Below are 21,613 nucleotides of genomic sequence, written 5' to 3'. Positions count from 1 at the left end.
TGAAAATATATTTAAAATCAGTGTTGTTAGCCCTTGTAGCGGCATCTAGCACTACTTTTGCTCAAGTAAGATCAAACGGTACAGTAAGTGCTACCATAGCTACTCAGTCTGCATTTTTAGATGCTTCAGCAAATGGATTTACAACATCTGCTAATAATGGAAAAGGAATCGCTTTTCCTAGAACAAATTTAACTACGTTTACATTTGCTACACCTGTAACCAGTGCTCTTAACTTTCCTACTGCGTATGATGGTATGATTGTTTACAACTCTGTTGCTGGTACTACTCCTGCTACAGGTTCAGGTATTGGTAATCAAACGGTTGCTGTTGGTTTTTACTATTTTAGTAACCCAACTCCAACTCCTGCATTCTCTTCTGCATCAGGACAGTGGTTACCAATAGGAGGTTCTCCTAAAACTAACTTTACCTCTACTGAAGTGGCTACCAATAATTTAGTAAACAACGCTCCTATCTATGCAATGAAAGGACAGTTTACAGCTAACGGTACTTCTACTGCAGTAAACGTTCCGGCTCCAACTGGAATGACAGCCTTATACGGTATCACTATCTATAAAGCAGGTACAAACACAGTTTACGATAGAAGCTTATATTCTTATACCATTGCAACTTCTGCTGGAAATGCAATTACAGGATCTCCAAGCATGTCTGTTGTTTACCCTTCAGGAACATATGACTATGTAATTGAATACTTAAAATAAGACTACTCTTATTATATAAAATAAAACCAATGAGCTTCTCATTGGTTTTTCTTTTTTAGTAATGAACGATAGGATAGGATAGGATAGGATAGGATAGGATAGGATAGGATAGGATAGGATAACAATTAATTAATAGTCTTCAGATCATAAATTAATAAATGCCACAGATTTCTTTGGTATTCAATTTGATGGTAAAGTAGAGAAGTTATCATTTAAAAGTAATTTTAATCAATCAGATTTAATGTATAATAAGCTGTAGTGTTAAATAGCTTTGTTAAAATAAGGATTAGTGTAATAGGTAAATAGCCTTTACTATGCTCTGATAAAATCATTCAAGACTTTTTAGATCTTAAAATTTTTAATTTTTAAAACAGATCAGGCCCTTATATTTAATATTTTAGCTTTTACTTAATGTGTTGATTATCAAAATATTGAATAAATTGAATTTTGATATTTTTAATGAATAAGTTAATTATGTTAACTTTTAGCTTGTTTTTTTAACGTTTTTTAACAGTACTACCTAAAACCCCTATTAATAGGATCTTACAGGGTTTGTTAACATATAATTGGGTTTTTGTTAACGGTTTTTAACATATGGAGTAGGGACTTTAGAACATTCCTTATACTTTTGCTCCGTCAAAACCAATAAAATTCAAGATGATGAAAAGATTCATTCTCGTAATCATAATGATGATTTCAACCCTGGGTGTTTACTCTTTTACAGCAAATACCTTAGATGCGAAGAAAACAAGTTATGCATCGTACTACCACGATAAATTTAATGGTAGAAAAACAGCTAGCGGAGAGATCTTTAGTAACTCAAAGTTCACCGCTGCAAACAGAACGCTTCCTTTTGGGACTAATATTAAAGTTACCAATCTGAACAATGGAAAACAGGTGATAGTGAAGATTAATGATAGAGGACCTTTCCATGCATCAAGAGCCTTAGATATTTCTAAAGCTGCGTTCGATGAAATCGGAGATATCAGTCATGGTACAATTCCGGTGGAATATGAAATTGTCGATTAAAATTTATGATTTAAACTAAAAAAGCCAGCTGATTCAGCTGGCTTTTTGCTTTTCTTTCCTAAACGTTCAGTTCCAGCAAAGCAGGGCAGTGGTCAGAGTGCATAGCCTCCTTCAGGATGACCGCTCTGGACAATTTATCTTTCAGGGTGTAGGTCGCAAAATTATAATCCAGTCTCCAGCCTTTGTTGTTAGCCCTGGAATTTTGTCTGTAGCTCCACCACGTATAATTGTCAGGTTCATTATTAAAAAAACGGAAACTGTCAATCAGTTCACATTCTTCGATAAAACTCGTCATCCATTCCCGTTCCATCGGCAGGAAGCCGGAAACGTTCTTTAAACGGATCGGATCATGAATATCTATAGCCTGATGGCAAATATTGAAATCCCCGGAAATAATAAGGTTAGGAATCGTTTTTCTTAACTCCTTGATGTAAGCCAGGAAATCATGGCAAAACTGCATTTTAAATTCCAGTCTTTCAATATTACTCGCAGAAGGAACATATACCGAAATTACTGAGTAATCGTCAAAATCCGCACGGATGATCCTGCCTTCGTTATCATAGCTTTCAATACCACATCCGTACTCTACATGATTAGGTTTGATTTTTGAGGCAATTCCAACCCCGCTGTAGCCTTTTCTTACAGCAGAGTGCCAATAACTGTGGTAGCCTATTTTTTCAAGACTTTCAATATCAATCTGATCGTTTCCCGCCTTGCTCTCCTGGATACAGGCAATATCCGGATCAGCGGTCTTCAGCCAGCCTAAAAAATCTTTTGTAAAGGCAGCTCTGATCCCGTTAACATTATAGGTGATTAACTTCATGAGTTCTTTATAAATATTTTAAATTGTTCGTTGTGTTTTGAAGGAATAAATTCAGTGATAACATCATCCGATATCTGACAAATATAATAGGTCAACGATATAATGAATATTCTTTTAGCTAAGATATGAACTCTTTGAGACTCTTAAAAGCAACTGAAAAAAGAAGCGGCAAAAATCGAAAGATTTTTGCCGCTTTGAACCCAGCATTTAATAAACTATGAAAAAAACTACTTGGGTTCTAAAATGCTGATAGGAATAATACATTCTTCCAGTGAAATTCCTCCATGTTGGTAAGTCTCTTTATAGTAATTCACAAAGTGATTATAATTTTTAGGATAAGCCAGGAAAATATTGTTCTTCGCAAAAATATACTTGGAACTTAAATTCCCTTTAGGTAAAAACAGCTTTTCAGGATTGGTAATCGCCCAAACATCACTGTCGTCATAAGTTAAACTTTTTCCTGTTTTATAACGGATATTCGTAGACGTTTCACGGTCTCCTACTACTTTACTCGGTTTTTTTACATAAACAGTTCCGTGGTCTGTCGTGATCACAAGTTTGTAGCCGTTTTCAGCTGCGGTCTTGATGATTTTAAGAAGCGACGAATTTTCAAACCAGTTAAAAGTAAGAGATCTGAAAGTCTTATCATCACGGATAAGCTGATCTACAATATGATTGTCCGTTTTAGCATGCGACAGGATATCAATAAAGTTGTAAACAATCACAAGAAGGTCATTGTTTTTGTGTTGATTAAAGTCATCGTAAATCTTTCGCTCAAAATCTGCATTCAGGACTTTAAGATACTTCATTGATTTGGACCCTAATCCGATTCTCTTCATCTGATCTTCCAGGAAGTCGCGCTCAAATTCATTTTTATTCCCCTCTTCATTATCATTGAACCACTTATCCGGAAAACGTTTTTCAATCTCGGAAGGCATTAAACCTGCAAAGAAAGAGTTTCTCGCATATTGCGTAGCCGTAGGAAGAATACTGTAATAATAGTCTTCCGAAACCTTATTGTAATATTTTGTAAATAAAGGCTCAATCACTTTCCACTGGTCGTAGCGGAGATTGTCCACCATAAGAAGCAGTACTTTTTCTTTTTCTACTTCAGGTTTTACTTTTTCTTTGAATAGAGTATGGCTCATCAACGGTTTGTCAGAATCCGTCAGCCAGTCTTCGTAATTTTTTTCAATGAACTTGGCAAATTGAATATTCGCTTCCTCTTTCTGCGACTGCAAAAGATCGGAAAACTCATTATCCGCTACTTTATCAAATTTAATCTCCCAGCTTAGGATCTTCTTATAATACTCCGCCCATTCCTGATACGTTCTGATATAGGAAAGTTCCATCGACAGGTTTCTGAATTCCTGCTGGTACTGGAGAATCGTTTTCTGTTCTACAAGATTATCCTGTTGTAGATTCTTTTTAAGCGATAATAAAATCTGGTTGGGATTTACAGGTTTAAGGATGTAGTCCGCGATCTGGGATCCGATGGCTTCTTCCATAATATGCTCTTCCTCACTTTTGGTTACCATAACGATCTTCAAAGAGTTATCTTTGTCTTTGATCATAGGAATAGCTTCCAATCCGGAAATGCCGGGCATATTTTCATCAATAAGCGTTAATGCAAATTTCTCGGAATCCATAAGCTCCAGAGCCTCGTTCACATTATTAACAGGCGTTACCTGGTAGCCTTTTTTTTCTAAAAATACGATATGGGGTTTGAGTAAATCTATTTCATCATCTATCCATAATATCTTTTCCGACATAATTTATTTTTTTACATGGTTATTGCATCAAAATGTTGACCAATTCCTTTTAAAATCTCACAAATTAGAGACAATAAAAGTTAAATATTAGTTAAAACGAATTCTTGCGGTTTCACTAATAATAATCAACAATGAATATATAATTTTTAGAGGATTAAATAATCATTTTTTATAAAGAAAATAATTATTTGAAAAACGGGTATTAATTATATCGGAAAAGAGGTTACAGATTGCTATAAAAGAGAAATGATTTCATCAATAATATCATTCCCTTTATTGCTTTCATAATAAGCATGAAGTTCGGAAAGGAAAAGTTCCTTTGAGAAATTTTCATTATTGTTTTTATGTTTTGATAAGATTTCGATACCATGTTTTGGCCTGGGTCCCCAATGAAATACGGGCCTATTCTGGTCATTCAGAAAAATCACAATAGGGATCGCCATGTTTCCGTTGGTTAGAAACTGCTGCATCAAATCCGGGTTTTCATCCCGGTAAAGTATTTTTACAGAGTTTTGGGTACCGAAAGACTTATGTATCACTGGAATTGCCTGGTTACAGTCTCCACACCAGCCTTCTGCAATAATCAATATCTTTCCTGAAAAATTTTTCTTTTGCAGATGTTGCTGCTGGTCAGTTGAAGGACCATAATTTTCCAGTGCATGATGTATCCTTTGATGAGAAAGTAAATGTTTTTCTGAAAATTCCTTTTTTTGCTTTATCGTATCAACATAGGCATTAAATGAAATACCCTTTTCCCAATAGGCTTTAAACATAACAGTGACTTTTAAAGGTTAGTTGATTTCTCTTTTGTAATAAGTCAGTCCAAAAGGATTTGTTCCTGCCGTAACAGATGTGGAATAAGTTATTCCGCCAAGTGGATTGATATCATAAATTGAAACAGTATTGGCAGCAGCTCCCGAATGGGTAACAAACATTTTACTTCCTTTATCATTGATGACAATATTATGAGGTGTTGCAGTGGGAGAAGTTGTTGGGCCGCTTATCGGATCACCCGTTGAAGAAGTGATCGAATACAACTGACCTCCTGTTATATTACTCACGAAAAGCTTACTGTAATCAGGAGAAGGATAAATTCCGTGAGCACCCGTATAATCTTTTTCTGAAATTGAGTTTAAAGTATTGGAGTCGAGCGTATATAATTTTCCTGACTGGCAGGCAACAAACAACCTGTTATTGGCATGGAATAAATGAGGATCTTTTCCTACACTGGCTTCTCCTGTCTTTGTATAAGTAGAGGTAGAATATTTGTAAATCTTGTCAGAAGTAGGACTGTCGGTAAATACGGAAACATAAGCTGTGGATCCGTCTTGCGTTAAAAATACATCATGAGGCTTCAGATCTACGTTGATGGTCTTGGTAACGGAGTTTGTACTAAGATTGATGACTGAGATTGTATTGTCAATGTCATTCATTACCCAAAGTTCTTTTCCCTGTCCGTCTGCCCACATGTGAAAAACCCCGTCCCCAACATTGATTGAACTTTCGACTTCCTGGGTTTTTGGATGGATGACATGAATTTTCTTTCCCCCTCGGTCACCTGCATAAATTCTGTCAGTTTTGGGAACATACACTACATACATAGGATTAGAGTTCGGAATAGACAGCGTTTTTGTAATGACATTCGTGTTGGCATCTATAAAACTTAGGCTGCCGGCATTTCGATTGGCAATAACCACCTTTTCCTCAATTTTTTTTGAGGTGTCAGACATGTTACTTTCATTGTCATTACTACATGAATAGATGGATGTCAAGCCTAGAAACAGAAACAGGGCTTTTAAATTCGCAGATTGAGTAAAATAATAATTTTTCATAAATATTGCTTTATTGGTTAAACTGGATAAAGAACTTTAATGTTAATTCTTTAAAACGTAGTCGTAACCCAGGTACAATCCTTACAACAGGTATGAAAAATGAATGAAATTTTATCTCAAGTAGCTGTGTGTTAGTGTGTTTGTTTTATGGGATTTCTTTAAATCAATCAGTTTCCTTCTTTAATGTATTGTAAAGCTCTTTCCAGAACTTCATCTTTTCCTTCCTTTATACCTTTTACAGTAGGTTTTATCAGAATATCCGGGACAATTCCTATCCTTTGGGTTTCCCTTCCGTCAGGATAATAAGCGCCAAGCCCCGTAAAGCAAGTGTCCAGATCTGCAATTTTAAAACGGATAATATCACCATTCGCCCCTGAAGTATTGCTCCCGATTACTTTTGCCCTCGGATGCTGCTTGAACATCATGGTGGTGGTTTCTGCTTGGCTCTGGGTATTTTCGTCTGCCAGAACAATGACATTCCCTTTGTAATACTCCGGATTCTTTTTACCGATACTGTTTTTTGAGCTGTAAAATTTACCTGGATAATCTGTCTCCGGAAAATTAAACTGATAATAAATAGATTGGTCAGGGAGAATCATTCTGCTAAGCGGAAAAATAGTCATTTTGGGATAGTTTCTGAGGTCAAAAATAATAGATTCGGTAGATTTTAAATCCTCATACATATCATCCAGATCACTCTTTTCAATAATTCCCATATTGACATAACCCGTTTTTTGAGCCGCATCCAGAAATTTCCACTTTTCCTGAACAGCAGGCTTTTCCCATAGAATATCTTTAAGCAGATAAGTTTTAGCCATCATACTCAGATTCTCACCGTTTCGTTCAATTTTTATGCTGATAGAATCTTGATTGCTGAAAAGGAGAAGATTTTTTACCTTGTTAATCTTTCCCCAGGAATTGGAAGCCGGAACATATTTGCCCAGGCTGTTGACCATTTGAGGAATCGTTCTGCCATTGACATCATAAATAATATCACCCGTTTTTAAAGGAGTTTCTTCATTGAATCTGTTGTTGATGATTGTAGTGACAACCAGTTTCCCTTCTGCATACATATATTCTATCGGAACCTTTCTCCTTCCGTATTGGCTGGAATTGATTAATGGTGAATATAAAAATGCATGAGAATCATCAACTTTTGTCACCAGCTCGGCAAGAGTAAGATGATAACTTTCATCATCAGTGACTGCAAGAAATTTCGGAATCATTTCTTTTAAAACATCATTCCAGTTCTGATCAGTCTGATATTTATACGGAAAGAAATATTCAACCAGATTCCAGTATCTGAAGAGTTCCAGAAGGCTGACCTGTTTCGAAGTGAATGTTGCACCATATGAATTTTCATTCCTGAAATAAACCTTTTTCCCTCCCTTTCCAAAATAATGGCTGCTTCCGAGATTTCTGTTACTTTCAATAAAATGAAGCTGTTGGCTGACCTGTTCCGTAAATAAAAGAGGATCATTCATCCAGTTGAGATCAAAATTCCGGAGAAAATAAGTCTTTTCCTTATCTGTTTTTGAACATTTTTTACATTCACTTACCTTCCCGAGACTCTGAATCCAGTCAGAATATAATCTGTTAAGCTGGTCTTTATCGTGAATTTTGTCAAGACTGTTTATTTTTTGAAACAGCTGCTGGTCCCAGTCAAAATCTCCATTGGCAACATTTGGATGGTAATACTTTAAAAATCCCCAGACTTTACACAGCGATTCCAGTTTTTGAGTTTCGGATAGAGCCTGTGCAGAAAAATTAATGCTTAAAAAGGTAATGATGAAAACGAATAAACTTTTCATTAAGGGACTGAGTTGATTAAAGTGATCAAAGGTAAATGTAAAACCAATATCACGCAAAGCTTAGAACTATGTAAGCTTTACAGATAATGGAACAGGATTGATACATGATATTTTATTTCCTTTTCAATAAAGGATGATTGGTTTCATTTCTCACCACTTCAAAGTGAGGCAGATCATCAAATAATTTGGATAGAGTAGAGTATCCATACGTTCTTGAATCAAAGCTGGGATCTATCTTTCTGATATTCGTACCCAGTGTTGAAATAAAGGCCATGTCATTTTCATTCGCAGAAATTTCAAATGCTTTTGAAATCGTTTCCTCATCTTTTTTGGAAAGAAAAGTTTCAGGATCAGGAGTTTTAGGACTTGGAACTTCTTTTTTGGCAGCACCTTCAGTTTTATTTTCCTTGACTTTCTTGGTCTCGGTTTTTCCTTCTTTTTTTGCTTTAGGTGTAATGTTTTCAGTATAGGTAAATATATCACATGACTTTACAAAAGCTTCCGGTGTTTTTTTCTCGCCTATACCCATCACGAAAAGCCCTTCCTCACGAATCCTTTTGGCCAATCCGGTATAATCGCTGTCACTAGAAACAATACAGAATCCCTCCACACTTTTCCCGTGCAGAATATCCATGGCGTCAATAATCATAGCGCCATCCGTTGAATTTTTTCCGCTGGTATACGAGAATTTTTGAATAGGATTGATGGAATAGAGATTCACAAGGTCTTTCCAGGAATTCATCCCTTGAGAAGTCCAGTCTCCATAAATTCTTCTGATTGTAGCTTTGCCATATTTTGAAACCTCTTCAATCGTTTCTTTTAATAATTTTGCCTGGGCATTATCACCGTCAATAAGAATAGCGATATTGAATTTTTTGTCACTCATAAGTTCGGGTGTTGTATGAAAAGTAATTAAGCTCTGTATTAATCAATTAATCACTATAGTAATTTATAAAGATTAATATACTTAAATTTAATGAAACAGGCCGATTCAATCGGAATATTTTTTAGATTTTCAATTAATTGTAAGATGATTATGAACGAAAATTATAATTATGCTAAAATTTAAAATCCCTAACTTTGTTTACTAATACCGACGTTTCAATGCAGAACAAGCTAAAGATCATCAACGACCCTGTTCATGGTTTCATCAGAATCCCACACGAAATTTTATTTGACGTTATAGAACATCCTTATTTTCAGAGACTCCGAAGAATTGGGCAGACCGGACTTCTGAATCTAATCTTCCCGGGAGCAACCCATACAAGATTTCACCATGCTTTGGGAGCCATGCATCTTATGTTCACGGCACTTGAAACATTGCGCCAGAAAGGGATTAAGATCTCTGAAGAAGAAGAAAAAGGAGCCATGCTTGCCATATTGATGCACGATATCGGGCACGGACCATTTTCCCATGCTCTTGAAAATATGCTGATGGACGACTGGCATCATGAAAAACTTTCGCTGCTCCTGATGAATAAATTGAATGAAGAATTCAACGGGCAGCTTTCCGTAGCTATTGAAATGTTTCAGGGAAAATACCACCGCAAGTTTTTCAATCAGCTTATTTCGTCTCAGCTGGATGTAGACAGACTGGATTATCTGAACAGAGACAGTTTTTTTACAGGCGTTTCTGAAGGAAATATTAATACCCAGAGAATTATTTCCATGATGAATGTTTGCAGTGAAGGCGAACTGGTCATAGATGCCAAAGGAGTCTATTCCATTGAAAATTTCCTCACCGCAAGAATGTTCATGTACTGGCAGGTGTATTATCATAAAACCTCTGCACTGGCAGAATTTCTTTTGGTGAAGATTTTGGAAAGAGCAAAATATCTGGTTTCCCAGGGTATGGAGCTTCCGGCAGGCGAAAACCTGACCTATTTCCTACACCGCGCAAAAACTTCAGCCACCGATGAAGATATTTACCGTTTTACCCAACTTGACGATAATGATATAATTCATGCCATGAAATCCTGGCAGAATTCGGAAGACTTTATTCTCTCTTACTGGTGCCGGTGTGTGATCCAGAGAAACCTTCCGAAAACCGTTATCTCAACCCATCCTTTTGAAAAAGAATTTATTGAAGAAAAAATAAAAAATACCAATGATTTTTTTGGAATTGATAATGGAAAGGAGCTTGTACATGAAATAAAAAGAAAATTATTGCCGTACGATACCGAAAGACAGCCAATTTATCTGCTTCAGAAAGGCGGTAAAAAAATAAGGTTGGAAGAGTCGCAGGACCAGCTGCTGTCGGGGCTTATGGTTCATAAGACAGCCAGATATATTCTTACTTTTCCAAGAGATATTTCCCAGATAATTTCTTAAATAATATTAAAATTCACGTTCCGAAAACCAAAAAATGTTTGCGAATTACAGAATTTCTTATCTTTGCAGAATATGGAATTTACAGCTTCGCAAATTGCAAGTTTTATTGACGGACAGATAATAGGCGACGAAAGTACGGTTATTACAGGGGTTTCACCAATTGAGAATGGTGAATCAGGGCATCTTTCTTTTATTGCACAGGATCGGTTTTCTCATTTTTTAGATACCTCAAAATGCTCCGTTATTATTGTTTCGGAAAAACTTATTGATAAAGTTACTTATAATCCTACCTTAATTGTGGTAAAGGATGCATACCTTTCTTTTCAGATCTTAATGAATCTGTACCAGGAAATGCAGGGCAGAAAAGAAGGAATCGAAACCGGTTCTTCTATTCATGATACTGCAGTGATCGGTGAAAAGGCTTACATCGGAGCATTTACTTATGTTTCGGAAAAAGCCAGGATCGGGGAAGGTTCGCAGATTTATCCGCATGTGTACATCGGTAAAGGAGTAAAGATCGGTAAAAACTGTAAAATAGACAGTGGCGCCAGAATCTACGACTACTGTATTATCGGTGACAACTGTGTGATTCATTCCAATACCGTAGTGGGTGGCGATGGATTCGGATTTCAGCCTACCGCTGAAGGATTCAAAAAAATTCCTCAGCTTGGAAATGTGATCATCGAAGACGATGTGGAAATCGGATCAAACTGCAGTATCGACAGAGCTACTATTGGTTCTACCATCATTGGAAAAGGAACGAAGATCGACAACCTGATCCAGATTGCCCATAATGTGAAAATCGGACAGAACAATGTGATTGCAGCTCAGGCAGGAATTGCAGGCTCTACTACCATTGGAGACTGGAACCAGATTGGCGGACAGGTAGGAGTAGTAGGACATATCAAAATCGGAAATCAGGTTAAAATTCAGGCTCAGAGTGGCGTGAATTCAAGTGTTAATGATAAAGAAACACTCTACGGATCTCCGGCGATAAGTTATAACGACTATCTTAGAAACTATGTTCATTTCAGGAATTTTACTGAAATTGTACGAAGAATAAATAATCTTGAGAATACCTCAAAAGATAAAACTAATGAGTGATATGCAAAAAACACTCCAGAAAGAAATAACACTTTCCGGAATTGGCCTTCATACTGGTAAAGAAGTAAAACTAACCATCAAACCTGCTAAAGAAAATACAGGTTTTGTGTTTGTAAGAACAGACCTTGAGGGAAATCCTCAGGTTGAAGCTGATGTTAATTATGTAGTAGCTACAGAAAGAGGAACAACATTAGAAAAATTAGGCGTAAAAATTACGACCTGTGAGCACCTTTTGGCTGCTTTGGTAGGATGTGACGTTGATAACGCTATTCTGGAAATGGATGCTTCTGAACCTCCGATCCTGGACGGTTCTTCAAAATTCTTTGTAGAAGCTATTGAAAGCGTTGGAATAGTAGAGCAGAATATAGCCAGAGAATATCTGGTAATCAAAGAAGTTCTGAACTATGTAGATCCTGCTTCCGGATCAGAAATCACAATTATTCCTTCAGATACTTACGAAGTGACAACTATGGTAGATTTTGGAACCAAAGTATTGGGAACCCAAAATGCTACCCTTAAAAATATTTCAGAATTTAAAGACGAGATCTCTTCTGCAAGAACATTCAGCTTTTTACATGAGCTGGAAATGCTTTTAGATCACGGATTGATCAGAGGTGGAGATATTTCCAATGCTATTGTTTATGTAGACAAGGATCTTACCCCTGATACCACTGAAAAACTAAAGAAAGCGTTTGGAAAAGATGATGTTTCTATCAGACCCAACGGAATCCTGGACAACCTTACCTTAAATTATCCTAATGAAGCGGCAAGACATAAATTACTGGATGTAATTGGTGACCTTGCTCTGGCTGGTGTAAAAATAAAAGGTAAAGTAATTGCCAACAAGCCTGGGCATTATGTAAATACCCAGTTTGCCAAAAAATTGAACCGTCAGTGGAAACTTCAGAAAAAGAAAAACGTACCTGATTTTGATCTTACCAAAGAACCGGTTTTCGATATCAACGGAATTATGCGTCTTATGCCGCACAGACCACCGTTCTTATTGATTGATAAAGTTCTTGAACTTTCAGATTCTCATGTGGTTGGTCTGAAAAATGTAACGATGAACGAGCCTTTCTTCGTAGGACATTTCCCTAAAGAGCCTGTAATGCCTGGAGTACTTCAGGTAGAAGCTTTGGCACAGACAGGAGGTATCCTGGTATTGGCGAGCGTTCCGGATCCTGAAAATTATTCTACCTACTTCATTAAAATTGATAAAGTGAAATTCAAGAGAAAAGTAGTTCCTGGTGATACTATGATTTTCAAAATTGAATTGATAGAGCCTATCAGAAGAGGAATTGTACACATGCAGGGGTACGGATATGTAGGAGATACTGTGGCTGTAGAAGCAGAGTTAATGGCTCAAGTTGCAAAAAATAAAGTTGATTAAATGATTCATCAATTAGCCGCCGTAGATAAACGTGCAAAAATCAGCAAAAATGTTATTGTAGAACCATTTACTACAATTGCAGGAGACGTGGAAATCGGAGAAGGAACATGGATCGGTTCAAATGTTACCATTATGGATGGAGCAAGAATCGGGAAGAACTGTAGAATTTTTCCCGGAACCGTAATTTCTGCAATTCCTCAGGATCTTAAATTTGATGGTGAAGATACACAGACAATCATTGGAGACGACACTACCATCAGGGAATGTGTAACGGTAAACAGGGGAACAAAAGCTCTTGGGTATACTAAAATAGGGAAGAATTGCCTGATTATGGCTACTTCTCACATTGCACACGACTGTGTTATCGGAGATCACGTGATCATTGTAAACGGCTGCGGTATTGCCGGGCACGTAGAAATTGGTGATTATACGGTGATGGGAGGTCTTAGTGCTGTACATCAGTTTGGTAAAATCGGAAAACATGTGATGATTTCCGGAGGTACTCTGGTAAGAAAGGATATTCCGCCTTACGTAAAAGTAGCAAGAGAGCCGATGTCTTATGCTGGGATCAATTCCGTAGGATTGAGAAGAAGAGGATTTACGAATGAAAAGATTTTTGAGATTCAAAAAATCTACAGAGCTATTTTCCAGATGAAGATGAATGTTTCCCAGGCTATTTCCCACATAGAAAAAGAAATGCTTCCGACTGCTGAAAGAGATGAGATCCTTCAGTTTATCCAGAACTCACCGAGAGGTATTGTAAAAGGATACGGAACCGGAAAAGACAGTAATTCGTAATTCCATAAAAAAAACACAATGAAAAATTTATTTCTAACCCTGGCATTTTTAGCTTCGGCATCAGTATGGGGACAGCAGGTAGTAAGTTCAGATTCAAAAGCTGAAAAAAAACCTTCAAGACCTCTTATTGAAAGAACAAACAGGGAACAGAATGATAGTATTGCTAAAAAAAATGTAGGGAGCTTTATGCAGAAAAACAAGTATAGCGAATCATACATCAAAAGCTCTCAGAATAGTTCGGCCGTGCAGTATAATGTCAATCAGCTTCAGCAGAATAATATGAACTTTAATAATACAAACAATGGTTCATATATTTCGCCATCAGGAACTGTGGTAAATACGCTTCCGCTGGGCAATCAGAGAGTTCAGGGATCTGCTTCAGTTGGGGTACCCGTTTTTAAAACAAAATAAAACAGTAAAATAAATTAATGGCAACAAGTAACGATATCAGAAAGGGACTTTGCATTGAGTACAGTAACGATATTTTTAAAGTAATCGAATTTCTTCACGTAAAACCAGGGAAAGGTCCTGCTTTCGTAAGAACAAAATTGAAGTCCGTAACCAACGGGAAAGTGATTGATAATACTTTCTCTGCAGGACACAAAATTGAAGAAGTAAAAGTAATCACCAGAAAGTTCCAGTATCTTTACGATGATGAGAATGGTTTCCACTTCATGAACAATGATGATTTCTCTCAGCTATATCTGAATAAAGAGATGATTGAAAACGCTCAGTTTATGAAAGCAGGTGAAGAAGTAACCATCATTTTGAAAGAAGTTGACGAAACTCCGCTTTCTGCTGAACTTCCTCAGTCGGTTTATCTTGAAGTAATAGAAGCTGATCCGGGTGTAAAAGGAAATACAGCTACCAACGCTCTTAAAAACTCAATCGTTGAAACAGGAGCAAGAGTAATGGTTCCTTTGTTCATAGAGCCGGGAGACAAAATTAAAGTAAGCACAGAAGACGGTAGCTACTTAGAAAGAGTAAAATAATATTGAAATTTACATAAATTCGGTTTGCGCAGGCAGTCCGAATTTTGTTTTTATAAGAAAATTAATTGTTATGAGATTCCATTCTCCGCAAAAGCTGAAAACAATCGCAGATTTAATAGGCTCAGAATTTGTTGGCCCCGAGGACTTTGAGATTTTAGGGACCAATGAAATTCATATGGTAAAACCGGGTGATATTGTTTTCGTGAACCATCCGAAATATTATGATAAAGCACTCAATTCTGCTGCAACCATTATTCTGATTGATAAAAAAGTGGACTGTCCGGAAGGAAAAGCTCTTTTAGTCTCTGATGATCCTTTCAGAGATTTCAATAAAATTAATACCCACTTCACAAGAATATATAATTTCACGGAAGAACTTCATGATGTTGAAATCGGAGAAGGAACAAAAATTCATTCTTCAGCAGTGATTGGAAACAATGTGAAGATCGGGAAAAACACTCTGATCTTTCCTAATGTGGTTATTGGTGACAGAACTGAAATCGGGGATAATGTGATTATCCAGGCCAATACGGTTTTAGGCGGAGACGCTTTTTATTACAGAAAACTGAACGGAAATTTCGACCGTCTGATCTCGGTGGGAAATGTAATCATTGAAAACAATGTAGAAATAGGGAACGGATGTACCATTGACAGAGGTGTGACAGATTCTACGGTGATTGGAGAAGGTTCGGTTTTGGATAATCAGATTCAGATCGGGCACGATACTGTGATCGGGAAAAAATGTCTGATTGCTTCACAGGTGGGAATTGCAGGATGCTGTGTGATTGGTGATGAGGTGACCCTTTGGGGACAGGTGGGAATTGCTTCAGGTAATAAAATTGAGGCAGGATCTGTTCTGTTGGGTAAAACCGGAGTAAATAGAGATCTCGAAAAAGGAACCTACATCGGGATGTTTGCAGAAGATTTCAAAACTTATCTGAAAAAAGAAGTAAAGCTGAGAAATCTCAAATAAACTATTCTCTTGGTTTTGTCCAAAATCAAAGAAAAATAAGTAAATTTGTGAGCATTAATAAAATATTTAAATAAATTAAAACATCAATAAAATGTCAATTTTAGTAAACAAAGATTCTAAAGTAATTGTACAAGGATTTACAGGGAACGAAGGTACTTTCCACGCGGGCCAGATGATTGAATACGGAACCAACGTAGTAGGAGGTGTTACTCCAGGAAAAGGAGGATCCGAGCACTTGGGAAAACCTGTGTTTAATACAGTAGCTGACGCTGTTGAAAAAGCCGGAGCGAACGTAAGTATCATTTTCGTACCACCTGCATTCGCTGCTGACGCTATCATGGAAGCTGCTGAAGCTGGTATCAAAGTTATCGTATGTATTACTGAAGGTATTCCTGTAGCAGATATGGTAAAAGTAAAATCTTACATCGCTGACAGAGACTGTAGATTAATCGGTCCGAACTGCCCAGGAATCATTACTTCTGAAGAAGCTAAAATTGGTATTATGCCAGGATTCGTTTTCAAAAAAGGTAAAGTAGGTATCGTTTCAAAATCAGGTACTCTTACTTATGAAGCAGCTGATCAGGTAGTAAAAGCTGGTTACGGTGTTTCTACTGCAATCGGTATCGGTGGTGACCCAATCATCGGAACTACTACAAGAGAAGCGCTTGAATTATTCATCAACGATCCTGAAACTGAAGCCGTAGTAATGATCGGTGAAATTGGTGGTGGATTGGAAGCTGAAGCTGCAAGATGGTATAAAGCTAGCGGATCTACTAAACCGGTTGTAGGATTTATCGCCGGACAAACTGCTCCTAAAGGAAGAACTATGGGACACGCTGGTGCTATTGTAGGAGGTGATGAAGATACTGCTCAGGCAAAAATGGAAATCATGAGAGAAAACGGAATCAACGTTGTAGATTCTCCTGCTGACATTGGTGCTACTGTGGCGAAAATTCTAGGATAATAGCTATACAAAACAAAACATATGAAAAAACTTTTATTAACCTCAGCATTGGCCCTTTCAACACTGTCTTTCGCCCAAATCGACTTTGCTAATACCAGATTTGGTCTTACGGCAGGAGGTAACTATTCCAGAGTAAGAAATGCTCATAACCCTTCTGGTCCAAGATATGCGTTTCAGGGTGGAGCTTTGGCTCTTATCCCGATTGGAAAAGCAAACCAGTTTTATTTACAGCCGGAAGTGGTGTATTATGGTGCAGGAGAAACCGGAAAAGATAAAGATGCTAAAGGAAAAGATGGTTATAATGCCGTGTATGCAAACAACTACCTGAGCGTACCTGTTTATTTCAAAGGATATTTTTCTGAAGCAGAATCAGAATTCTTTGGAATGATAGGACCAAGATTTAACTTCTTGATGAGCCAGAATGTTAAAAATGCGCCGGCAGACAGATCTTACTATGATCCGGATGTTACCGATCCTTTATATCCTTCTGTAAGCGGGAAAGCAGCAAGCTTCAACTTTGCTTTAGGATTAGGAGTAGGCTATAGCTACAAGAGACAGCTTGAATTAGCTCTTAAATATGATTTAGGTCTTTCCGATACTTATCCTGATCTTGCCAAAGAAAAAGGAGGTACTGATAAAGGAAAATCGGAGCAGGTTCTTAGCTTAAGTTTGAGCTATATCTTCAAATAGAATATTCAGTATTCAGATAAAAGAATCCCGGGAATTTTAATTCCCGGGATTTTTATTTTTAGCGGAAGATTCCAGCCTTGAATTTTTGGTTCACTTTGTTTCAAGACAAAAGAACTTTTAGACTTATCCTTTGATCCATTTTCAGATCTCTTTATATCTCAAGATATAATAACAAGTTATTCAGACATAAAAAATCCCGGAAAGTAATTTCCAGGATTTTTGTTTTATATAATGTTATGAAGAGCAACAGTAATCCATTTCAGTACTTCCATTCTCCATTTTCAGGCTTCCAGCCCTAAATTCATTATCCTCTGATCCACTTCCAGATCTCCTTCAGGGTCGCTTTATTCCCATACATTAAAATCCCCACGCGGTAGATTTTTCCAGCCAGGAATATCATGAAAATGGTAGTTCCCAGCAACAGCACGATAGACAAAGCAATCTGCCATGCAGGAACACCAAAAGGAATTCTTGCGATCATGGCAACCGGAGAGGTAAAAGGAATAATAGACAGCCAGAAACCAAGCGGTCCGTCAGGGTTGTTCATCAGGGAGAAACTTCCGTACATCCCTAATGTAAGGGGTAAAATGGCAAATAAAGTGAACTGCTGAGTCTCTGTTTCATTATCTACAGCAGAACCTATGGCAGCATAGATGGAACTGTAGAAAATATATCCTAAAAGAAAGAACACAATAAATACAAAGATAATCAGCGGGAAATTCAGTTCAAGGAGGCTATGTGAAACCTGGGTAGCAATCTGTGTAATATCCAGTTTGCTGGCCAGTTCTTCATTACCGCCCGGAATATTCTTTTGAAAAGATGAAAATCCAGTATTTAAAACCAATGCTCCTACAACGGACATCGAGATCCAAATCAGAAACTGAGTCAAAGCGACCAGGGTCACCCCTAAAATCTTGCCCATCATCAGTTCAAAAGGTTTCACAGAAGAAATAATGATTTCCACCACACGGTTGTTTTTTTCCTCAAGTACACTTCTCATTACCCTTACTCCGTAAATAATAATAAACATAAACGTAACATACATAAGGAGAATACTTAAACCGCTTTTTACCCCAAAAGCAAGATCTGAATCTTCTTTGTTGTTATCGGATACATTAATGGTTTTTAAAATAAATCCCTTATCAAGGCTGTTCAGTTGGGATTCTTCAATACCGAGCTGTTTGATTTTTTCTTTTTTGATAACATCGCTGATATCGGAAACAATCTTCTGCTTCGTATCAAAGCCCATCTTAGAATTTACGATAAGTCTTGTACTGTTTTCCAGACTTGTATAATCATGATTCTTCAGTTCGGGAAGAATAAGTATACCATCCAGAGATTCGTTGTCTTTCAGATTATTGATCTTGGATTTTTCGTCTGCAGCGGAAACAAATACATAATTCAGTTTGTCATTAGATTTCAGCTGATTGGTGAAAAGTCCGCTTTTATCCACAACTTCAATGATGCTGTGCGATTCATTAGCTTTAAACATCAGCCCGATTATGGCACCAAAACCAACCAGAAGAAGAGGGGCAAGCAGCGTTAATATAATGAAGGATTTTTTCTTAACCTGGGTAAGAAATTCCCTTTTCGTAATTAAAAAAATATTATTCATAAAATTAAGAATGATTACTTACCGCATTAATAAACACTTCGTTCATACTTGGAATTCTTTCGTCGAATGATCTCACCTTTCCAATATTCACAAGATCCAGAAGGATTTCGTTTTGGCTGCTCTCATTTTTCAGATCGAATGAAATCAGATTGTTCTCGTTGGAGAAATTAAAAATATCATGTCTGTTTTTAAAATGCTCAAACTGAGTTTCATCCACTTCAGAAAGGGTAACCCCAAAGATATTTTTCTTAAACTTTTCCCTTACGTCAAAAACCCTTCCGTCAATGATTTTTTTTGAATTGTTGATCAGTGCTACATAATCACACATTTCTTCAACACTTTCCATTCTGTGGGTAGAAAGAATAATTGTGGTTCCGTTATTTTTAAGATCAATAATCTGATCTTTGATTAAGTTGGCATTTACAGGATCAAAACCGGAAAAAGGCTCATCCAGAATCAGAAGATGAGGTCGGTGAAGAACCGTTACCACAAACTGGATCTTTTGGGCCATCCCTTTTGAAAGTTCCGATAGTTTTTTCTTCCACCACTGATCGATATTCAGTTTTTCAAACCATTTTTTGGCTTCATTTAAAGCGTCGTTCTTACTCATTCCTTTAAGCTCTCCAAAATAAAGGATCTGATCGCCCACGCTCATATTTTTATAAAGCCCTCTTTCTTCAGGCATATAACCGATATCTCTGATGTGGCTGGGATTAAGTTTGTTTCCATTGATCAGTACCTCGCCGGAATCTGCCTGGGTAATCTGGTTGATGATACGGATAAAAGATGTTTTTCCGGCTCCGTTTGGGCCTAGAAGACCATAAATACTGCCCTGGGGTACATGGATGCTGAAATCATCCAGTGCTACTTTCTTCCCGGCACTATAGGTCTTTCTGATATGTTCAGCTTTAAGCATTAAATTGTTTTTATAATGAGTACAAAAAAGTTCTGAAAGTTACGGAAATATTAGGCGAGAACAGATGTAAAAGAAAAAATCCTGATGATTATCAGGATTTAATTTTATTGTTTTACAATTTGCGTTACCTTTTGGGTGTTATCGCTTAAAATATAGCGAATCAGATACTTTCCGGGTTTCAGTTTTTCAATATTAATTTCTCCGGAATTCATGTTGACAGAATAGTTGGCTACCTGCGTTCCTAAAATGGAATAAAAAGTGACACTTTTGATTTTTAAAGCGGAATCTTTTGCTTTGATCAAAAGAAAGTCTTTGGCAGGATTGGGATAGGCCACCAAAACACCGTCATCAGATTTCTGAGTAGTGGAACCCGGCTCTCTCAGCTGTGCCTGCATATTGTTGGAAAATCCAACGAAAGCGCCTGTGAATAAGAATAAAAGTAAAAGTTTTTTCATCAAATTATAATTTCTCGAATGTATTAAAACAAAAATAAGCAATTCTACAATTCTATACAATAGTTTTTTTATATAAGTTGTAGTAAATTTGTAGAAACTTATTCAAAAAGTATTCCAAAATGATGCATTCAAGAAATAGAAGGCTTAGAGTTAATGAATCTATCAGAAGTTTAGTAAGAGAAAATACCCTTACAACTGATGATTTTGTAATGCCTATCTTCGTAATGGAGGGCGAAAACCAGCAGGAAGCAATCCCGTCGATGCCGGGAATTTTCAGGAGGAGCATAGATCTGACGGTGAAAGAATGTAAAGAATTATTTTCTTTAGGCATAAAATCTGTCAATCTGTACATGAAAGTGTCAGAACATCTGAAAGACAATACCGGAAAAGAAGCCTGGAACAAAGACGGGCTCATGCAGCAGACGATTAAAGCTATCAAAGATGCGGTTCCCGGGATGATTGTAATGCCGGATGTTGCTTTAGATCCTTATTCAATCTATGGTCACGACGGGATTATTGAAAATGGTAAGATTATGAATGATGCTACCAATGATGCACTGGCCAGAATGTCTGTATCACATGCCGAAGCAGGAGCTGACATTGTAGCCCCAAGCGATATGATGGATGGAAGAGTACTGGCTATTCGTGAAGCTTTAGAAGAAAGTGGATTTACAGATGTGGGAATTCTGAGCTATTCCGCAAAATATGCAAGTTCTTTCTACGGACCTTTCAGAAGTGCTTTAGATAGCGCGCCGAAAGACAATATGGAAATTCCGAAAGATAAAAAGACCTATCAGATGGATTTTCACAATTCCCGCGAAGCGTTAAACGAAGTATTCAAAGATGTTGATGAAGGAGCCGATATTATCATGATCAAACCGGGACTTCCTTATCTGGATATCGTTGCTAAGGTACGTGAAGCTATTGATCTTCCTATCGCAGTGTATAATGTAAGCGGAGAGTATGCTATGGTAAAAGCCGCTGCACAAAACGGATGGCTGGATAATGATAAAACAATTATTGAAAGCCTTACTTGCTTCAAAAGAGCCGGAGCAGATATGATTTTTACCTATTTTGCCAAAGAAGCAGCCATGATTCTGAATAAATAATTAAAACTATCAGCTAAAAATAAACTGCCCCTGAAAAGTAATTTTCAGGGGCAGTTCAATTATATGAAGTAAAAAATATTCTTAATTGTTTCCGAAACATGCTCTGTAGTGGCGATGTCCAGGCTGGATAGGGTTTTCTCCTCCGTTATCATCCACACAAACGTTAGTAGGGCAAAGGTACCATCCTGCCGGACAATTTCCGTTAGCATCCGGGAATCTTAAACTTCCACCATTAATGTTCTTTAAATCTTTTTTTGTTAATTTTTTCATGACAAATATTTTATAAATTA

At 37.1% G+C, this 21,613-nt stretch carries 22 protein-coding genes; 12 read left to right on the top strand and 10 right to left on the bottom strand.

The features are described from left to right. Nucleotides 1–20: 20 nt before the first annotated feature. Nucleotides 21–719 carry a hypothetical protein gene (locus tag ACM46_RS06610; RefSeq protein WP_131707550.1) on the top strand — a complete coding sequence of 233 codons (699 nt, stop codon included), beginning with the start codon at nucleotides 21–23 and terminating at the stop codon, nucleotides 717–719. A gap of 657 nt (nucleotides 720–1,376) precedes the next feature. Next, nucleotides 1,377–1,748, top strand: coding sequence for a septal ring lytic transglycosylase RlpA family protein (locus ACM46_RS06605; RefSeq protein ID WP_048505847.1), 372 nt, complete (start codon nucleotides 1,377–1,379; stop codon nucleotides 1,746–1,748). A gap of 58 nt (nucleotides 1,749–1,806) precedes the next feature. Here the strand turns inward: ACM46_RS06605 and ACM46_RS06600 are convergent, their stop codons facing one another. From ACM46_RS06600 to ACM46_RS06575, 6 genes are all read right to left on the bottom strand, one after another. Beyond that, nucleotides 1,807–2,571, bottom strand: coding sequence for an exodeoxyribonuclease III (locus ACM46_RS06600; RefSeq protein ID WP_048505846.1), 765 nt, complete (start codon nucleotides 2,569–2,571; stop codon nucleotides 1,807–1,809). A gap of 227 nt (nucleotides 2,572–2,798) precedes the next feature. Next, nucleotides 2,799–4,343 (bottom strand): T9SS response regulator signal transducer PorX, encoded by a 1,545-nt coding sequence (gene porX, locus ACM46_RS06595; protein ID WP_048505845.1) that lies wholly within the window; start codon nucleotides 4,341–4,343, stop codon nucleotides 2,799–2,801. Between the two features lie 233 nt (nucleotides 4,344–4,576). After that, on the bottom strand, nucleotides 4,577–5,116 hold the full coding sequence (locus tag ACM46_RS06590; RefSeq protein ID WP_048505844.1) for a thioredoxin family protein: 540 nt from the start codon (nucleotides 5,114–5,116) through the stop codon (nucleotides 4,577–4,579). Nucleotides 5,117–5,134: 18 nt separating this feature from the next. After that, nucleotides 5,135–6,175 carry a YncE family protein gene (locus tag ACM46_RS06585; protein WP_048505843.1) on the bottom strand — a complete coding sequence of 347 codons (1,041 nt, stop codon included), beginning with the start codon at nucleotides 6,173–6,175 and terminating at the stop codon, nucleotides 5,135–5,137. Between the two features lie 167 nt (nucleotides 6,176–6,342). Further along, nucleotides 6,343–7,986 (bottom strand): S41 family peptidase, encoded by a 1,644-nt coding sequence (locus tag ACM46_RS06580; RefSeq protein ID WP_048505842.1) that lies wholly within the window; start codon nucleotides 7,984–7,986, stop codon nucleotides 6,343–6,345. A gap of 112 nt (nucleotides 7,987–8,098) precedes the next feature. Further along, on the bottom strand, nucleotides 8,099–8,872 hold the full coding sequence (locus ACM46_RS06575) for an NYN domain-containing protein (protein WP_048505841.1): 774 nt from the start codon (nucleotides 8,870–8,872) through the stop codon (nucleotides 8,099–8,101). A gap of 218 nt (nucleotides 8,873–9,090) precedes the next feature. Here ACM46_RS06575 and ACM46_RS06570 point away from each other — a divergent pair, with 218 nt between their 5' ends. The 9 genes from ACM46_RS06570 to ACM46_RS06530 all read left to right on the top strand — a co-directional run bounded on the left by ACM46_RS06570 (nucleotide 9,091) and on the right by ACM46_RS06530 (nucleotide 17,228). Beyond that, nucleotides 9,091–10,317: an HD domain-containing protein gene (locus tag ACM46_RS06570; RefSeq protein WP_048505840.1), complete on the top strand. Its 1,227-nt coding sequence runs from the start codon at nucleotides 9,091–9,093 to the stop codon at nucleotides 10,315–10,317. 72 nt (nucleotides 10,318–10,389) lie between these two features. Further along, on the top strand, nucleotides 10,390–11,421 hold the full coding sequence (lpxD, locus tag ACM46_RS06565) for a UDP-3-O-(3-hydroxymyristoyl)glucosamine N-acyltransferase (protein ID WP_048505839.1): 1,032 nt from the start codon (nucleotides 10,390–10,392) through the stop codon (nucleotides 11,419–11,421). Then, nucleotides 11,414–12,811, top strand: a complete 1,398-nt coding sequence (locus tag ACM46_RS06560; protein WP_048505838.1) for a bifunctional UDP-3-O-[3-hydroxymyristoyl] N-acetylglucosamine deacetylase/3-hydroxyacyl-ACP dehydratase — start codon at nucleotides 11,414–11,416, stop codon at nucleotides 12,809–12,811. Before lpxD ends, ACM46_RS06560 begins: the two co-directional genes overlap by 8 nt. Continuing rightward, the gene (gene lpxA, locus ACM46_RS06555; protein WP_048505837.1) at nucleotides 12,812–13,609 is read left to right on the top strand and encodes an acyl-ACP--UDP-N-acetylglucosamine O-acyltransferase; all 798 of its coding nucleotides are present in this window, start codon (nucleotides 12,812–12,814) and stop codon (nucleotides 13,607–13,609) included. A gap of 18 nt (nucleotides 13,610–13,627) precedes the next feature. Further along, on the top strand, nucleotides 13,628–14,020 hold the full coding sequence (locus tag ACM46_RS06550) for a hypothetical protein (RefSeq protein WP_048505836.1): 393 nt from the start codon (nucleotides 13,628–13,630) through the stop codon (nucleotides 14,018–14,020). Between the two features lie 17 nt (nucleotides 14,021–14,037). Further along, nucleotides 14,038–14,601 (top strand): elongation factor P, encoded by a 564-nt coding sequence (gene efp, locus ACM46_RS06545; RefSeq protein ID WP_048505835.1) that lies wholly within the window; start codon nucleotides 14,038–14,040, stop codon nucleotides 14,599–14,601. A gap of 70 nt (nucleotides 14,602–14,671) precedes the next feature. Further along, nucleotides 14,672–15,574, top strand: coding sequence for a UDP-3-O-(3-hydroxymyristoyl)glucosamine N-acyltransferase (locus ACM46_RS06540; RefSeq protein WP_048505834.1), 903 nt, complete (start codon nucleotides 14,672–14,674; stop codon nucleotides 15,572–15,574). 91 nt (nucleotides 15,575–15,665) lie between these two features. Next, a complete protein-coding gene (gene sucD / locus ACM46_RS06535; RefSeq protein WP_048505833.1) occupies nucleotides 15,666–16,538 on the top strand; it encodes a succinate--CoA ligase subunit alpha in 873 nt (290 codons plus the stop codon). Nucleotides 16,539–16,559: 21 nt separating this feature from the next. Then, nucleotides 16,560–17,228 carry a porin family protein gene (locus ACM46_RS06530; RefSeq protein ID WP_048505832.1) on the top strand — a complete coding sequence of 223 codons (669 nt, stop codon included), beginning with the start codon at nucleotides 16,560–16,562 and terminating at the stop codon, nucleotides 17,226–17,228. Between the two features lie 304 nt (nucleotides 17,229–17,532). Here the strand turns inward: ACM46_RS06530 and ACM46_RS06525 are convergent, their stop codons facing one another. From ACM46_RS06525 to ACM46_RS06515, 3 genes are all read right to left on the bottom strand, one after another. After that, nucleotides 17,533–18,843: an ABC transporter permease gene (locus ACM46_RS06525; protein ID WP_048505831.1), complete on the bottom strand. Its 1,311-nt coding sequence runs from the start codon at nucleotides 18,841–18,843 to the stop codon at nucleotides 17,533–17,535. A gap of 4 nt (nucleotides 18,844–18,847) precedes the next feature. Next, a complete protein-coding gene (locus ACM46_RS06520; RefSeq protein WP_048505830.1) occupies nucleotides 18,848–19,759 on the bottom strand; it encodes an ABC transporter ATP-binding protein in 912 nt (303 codons plus the stop codon). Nucleotides 19,760–19,863: 104 nt separating this feature from the next. After that, complete coding sequence (locus ACM46_RS06515) at nucleotides 19,864–20,214, bottom strand: T9SS type A sorting domain-containing protein (RefSeq protein WP_048505829.1); 351 nt, start codon at nucleotides 20,212–20,214, stop codon at nucleotides 19,864–19,866. A gap of 119 nt (nucleotides 20,215–20,333) precedes the next feature. Between ACM46_RS06515 and hemB the strand changes: the two genes are divergently transcribed. Further along, on the top strand, nucleotides 20,334–21,323 hold the full coding sequence (gene hemB / locus ACM46_RS06510; RefSeq protein WP_048505828.1) for a porphobilinogen synthase: 990 nt from the start codon (nucleotides 20,334–20,336) through the stop codon (nucleotides 21,321–21,323). 81 nt (nucleotides 21,324–21,404) lie between these two features. Here the strand turns inward: hemB and ACM46_RS06505 are convergent, their stop codons facing one another. Further along, the gene (locus tag ACM46_RS06505; RefSeq protein WP_048505827.1) at nucleotides 21,405–21,593 is read right to left on the bottom strand and encodes a bacteriocin; all 189 of its coding nucleotides are present in this window, start codon (nucleotides 21,591–21,593) and stop codon (nucleotides 21,405–21,407) included. Between the last annotated feature and the right edge of the window lie 20 nt (nucleotides 21,594–21,613).

Origin of the sequence: Chryseobacterium angstadtii (assembly GCF_001045465.1) — a bacterium.
Lineage (GTDB): Bacteria > Bacteroidota > Bacteroidia > Flavobacteriales > Weeksellaceae > Chryseobacterium > Chryseobacterium angstadtii.
This window is presented reverse-complemented; position numbering and strand designations above follow the sequence as displayed.

What these genes read in the sequence shown, in the direction of transcription:
- ACM46_RS06605 (WP_048505847.1), top strand. Translation starts at nt 1,377, where the DNA reads ATGATGAAAAGATTCATTCTCGTAATCATAATGATGATTTCAACCCTG.
- ACM46_RS06600 (WP_048505846.1), bottom strand. Translation starts at nt 2,571, where the DNA reads ATGAAGTTAATCACCTATAATGTTAACGGGATCAGAGCTGCCTTTACA.
- porX (WP_048505845.1), bottom strand. Translation starts at nt 4,343, where the DNA reads ATGTCGGAAAAGATATTATGGATAGATGATGAAATAGATTTACTCAAA.
- ACM46_RS06590 (WP_048505844.1), bottom strand. Translation starts at nt 5,116, where the DNA reads ATGTTTAAAGCCTATTGGGAAAAGGGTATTTCATTTAATGCCTATGTT.
- ACM46_RS06585 (WP_048505843.1), bottom strand. Translation starts at nt 6,175, where the DNA reads ATGAAAAATTATTATTTTACTCAATCTGCGAATTTAAAAGCCCTGTTT.
- ACM46_RS06580 (WP_048505842.1), bottom strand. Translation starts at nt 7,986, where the DNA reads ATGAAAAGTTTATTCGTTTTCATCATTACCTTTTTAAGCATTAATTTT.
- ACM46_RS06575 (WP_048505841.1), bottom strand. Translation starts at nt 8,872, where the DNA reads ATGAGTGACAAAAAATTCAATATCGCTATTCTTATTGACGGTGATAAT.
- ACM46_RS06570 (WP_048505840.1), top strand. Translation starts at nt 9,091, where the DNA reads ATGCAGAACAAGCTAAAGATCATCAACGACCCTGTTCATGGTTTCATC.
- lpxD (WP_048505839.1), top strand. Translation starts at nt 10,390, where the DNA reads ATGGAATTTACAGCTTCGCAAATTGCAAGTTTTATTGACGGACAGATA.
- ACM46_RS06560 (WP_048505838.1), top strand. Translation starts at nt 11,414, where the DNA reads ATGAGTGATATGCAAAAAACACTCCAGAAAGAAATAACACTTTCCGGA.
- lpxA (WP_048505837.1), top strand. Translation starts at nt 12,812, where the DNA reads ATGATTCATCAATTAGCCGCCGTAGATAAACGTGCAAAAATCAGCAAA.
- ACM46_RS06550 (WP_048505836.1), top strand. Translation starts at nt 13,628, where the DNA reads ATGAAAAATTTATTTCTAACCCTGGCATTTTTAGCTTCGGCATCAGTA.
- efp (WP_048505835.1), top strand. Translation starts at nt 14,038, where the DNA reads ATGGCAACAAGTAACGATATCAGAAAGGGACTTTGCATTGAGTACAGT.
- ACM46_RS06540 (WP_048505834.1), top strand. Translation starts at nt 14,672, where the DNA reads ATGAGATTCCATTCTCCGCAAAAGCTGAAAACAATCGCAGATTTAATA.
- sucD (WP_048505833.1), top strand. Translation starts at nt 15,666, where the DNA reads ATGTCAATTTTAGTAAACAAAGATTCTAAAGTAATTGTACAAGGATTT.
- ACM46_RS06530 (WP_048505832.1), top strand. Translation starts at nt 16,560, where the DNA reads ATGAAAAAACTTTTATTAACCTCAGCATTGGCCCTTTCAACACTGTCT.
- ACM46_RS06525 (WP_048505831.1), bottom strand. Translation starts at nt 18,843, where the DNA reads ATGAATAATATTTTTTTAATTACGAAAAGGGAATTTCTTACCCAGGTT.
- ACM46_RS06520 (WP_048505830.1), bottom strand. Translation starts at nt 19,759, where the DNA reads ATGCTTAAAGCTGAACATATCAGAAAGACCTATAGTGCCGGGAAGAAA.
- ACM46_RS06515 (WP_048505829.1), bottom strand. Translation starts at nt 20,214, where the DNA reads ATGAAAAAACTTTTACTTTTATTCTTATTCACAGGCGCTTTCGTTGGA.
- hemB (WP_048505828.1), top strand. Translation starts at nt 20,334, where the DNA reads ATGATGCATTCAAGAAATAGAAGGCTTAGAGTTAATGAATCTATCAGA.
- ACM46_RS06505 (WP_048505827.1), bottom strand. Translation starts at nt 21,593, where the DNA reads ATGAAAAAATTAACAAAAAAAGATTTAAAGAACATTAATGGTGGAAGT.